General features: G+C 57.1%; 2 rRNA genes (both only partly in view). Both read left to right on the forward strand.

Annotation, left to right across the window (positions count from 1 at the left end):
* Positions 1-17: ribosomal RNA gene (locus AB0B35_RS41920) — 16S ribosomal RNA — on the forward strand (it extends 1,523 nt beyond the left edge of the window).
* Positions 18-120: 103 nt separating this feature from the next.
* Positions 121-1,664, forward strand: a 23S ribosomal RNA gene (locus tag AB0B35_RS41925) (it continues 1,660 nt past the right edge of the window).
* Together the 16S and 23S rRNA genes form the textbook arrangement of a ribosomal RNA operon.

A 1,664-nucleotide genomic window follows, 5' to 3' on the forward strand; every position in this document is an offset into this window, starting at 1 on the left:
CGCCGATCACGCTCTACAACGCAAACTGCCGCTGCTGCGGTGTGTGTGTTGGAAGCGGGTGTGGGTTGGTTGTTTGTTGAGATGTGCATAGTGGACGCGAGCATCTTTGTTTCTCTGTGTAGGTAAGTTTTTAAGGGCAGACGGTGGATGCCTTGGCACCAGGAGCCGATGAAGGACGTGGGAGGCCGCGATAGGCCTGGGGGAGCTGTCAACCAAGCTGTGATCCCAGGGTGTCCGAATGGGGGAACCCAGCCCGAGTCATGTCGGGTTACCCGCATCTGAATACATAGGGTGTGTGGAGGGAACGCGGGGAAGTGAAACATCTCAGTACCCGTAGGAAGAGAAAACAACATGTGATTCCGTGAGTAGTGGCGAGCGAAAGCGGATGTAGCCTAAACCGTGTGCGTGTGATACCTGTCAGGGGTTGCGTGGACGGGGTTGTGGGACCCTGCGGCCGGTGCTGACACGCCGGCGCACAGTTATAAAGCCTTGGGCTAGTCGAATCCTCTGGAATGAGGGACCGTAGAGGGTGAGAGTCCTGTAGACGAAAGTTCAAGGCCTGTGGTGGGTGTTCCCGAGTAGCGGCGGACTCCTGAAATCTGCCGTGAATCTGCCAGGACCACCTGGTAAGGCTGAATACTACCTGGTGACCGATAGCGGACTAGTACCGTGAGGGAATGGTGAAAAGTACCCCGGGAGGGGAGTGAAATAGTACCTGAAACCGTCTGCCTACAATCCGTCGGAGCTGAGGACTTGTTCCGAGGTGACGGCGTGCCTTTTGAAGAATGAGCCTGCGAGTTAGTGGCATGTGGCGAGGTTAACCCGTGTGGGGAAGCCGTAGCGAAAGCGAGTCTGAACAGGGCGTTCAGTCGCATGCTCTAGACCCGAAGCGGAGTGATCTAGCCATGGGCAGGTTGAAGCGACGGTAAGACGTCGTGGAGGACCGAACCCACCAACGTTGAAAAGTTGGGGGATGACCTGTGGTTAGGGGTGAAAGGCCAATCAAACTCCGTGATAGCTGGTTCTCCCCGAAATGCATTTAGGTGCAGCGTCGCGTGTTTCTTGCCGGAGGTAGAGCTACTGGATGGCCTAGGGGGCCCACAAGCTTACCGAAGTCAGCTAAACTCCGAATGCCGGTAAGTGAGAGCGCGGCAGTGAGACTGCGGGGGATAAGCTTCGTAGTCGAGAGGGAAACAGCCCAGATCACCAGCTAAGGCCCCTAAGCGTGTGCTAAGTGGAAAAGGATGTGGGATCGCATAGACAACCAGGAGGTTGGCTTAGAAGCAGCCACCCTTGAAAGAGTGCGTAATAGCTCACTGGTCAAGTGGTTCCGCGCCGACAATGTAGCGGGGCTCAAGCACACCGCCGAAGCTGTGGCACTCACACAATAACCAGGCCCTTGTGGTCCAGGTGTGTGGGTGGGTAGGGGAGCGTCGTGTGGCGGGTGAAGCGGCAGAGTGATCTAGCCGTGGACGCCACACGAGTGAGAATGCAGGCATGAGTAGCGAATGCAGGGTGAGAAACCCTGCCGCCGGATGACCAAGGGTTCCAGAGTCAAGCTAATCTGCTCTGGGTGAGTCGGGACCTAAGGCGAGGCCGAGAGGCGTAGTCGATGGACAACGGGTTGATATTCCCGTACCCGCAAAGCAGCGCCCGCGACGAAC

Source organism: Catellatospora sp. NPDC049133 (assembly GCF_040648455.1).
GTDB lineage: Bacteria > Actinomycetota > Actinomycetes > Mycobacteriales > Micromonosporaceae > Catellatospora > Catellatospora aurea.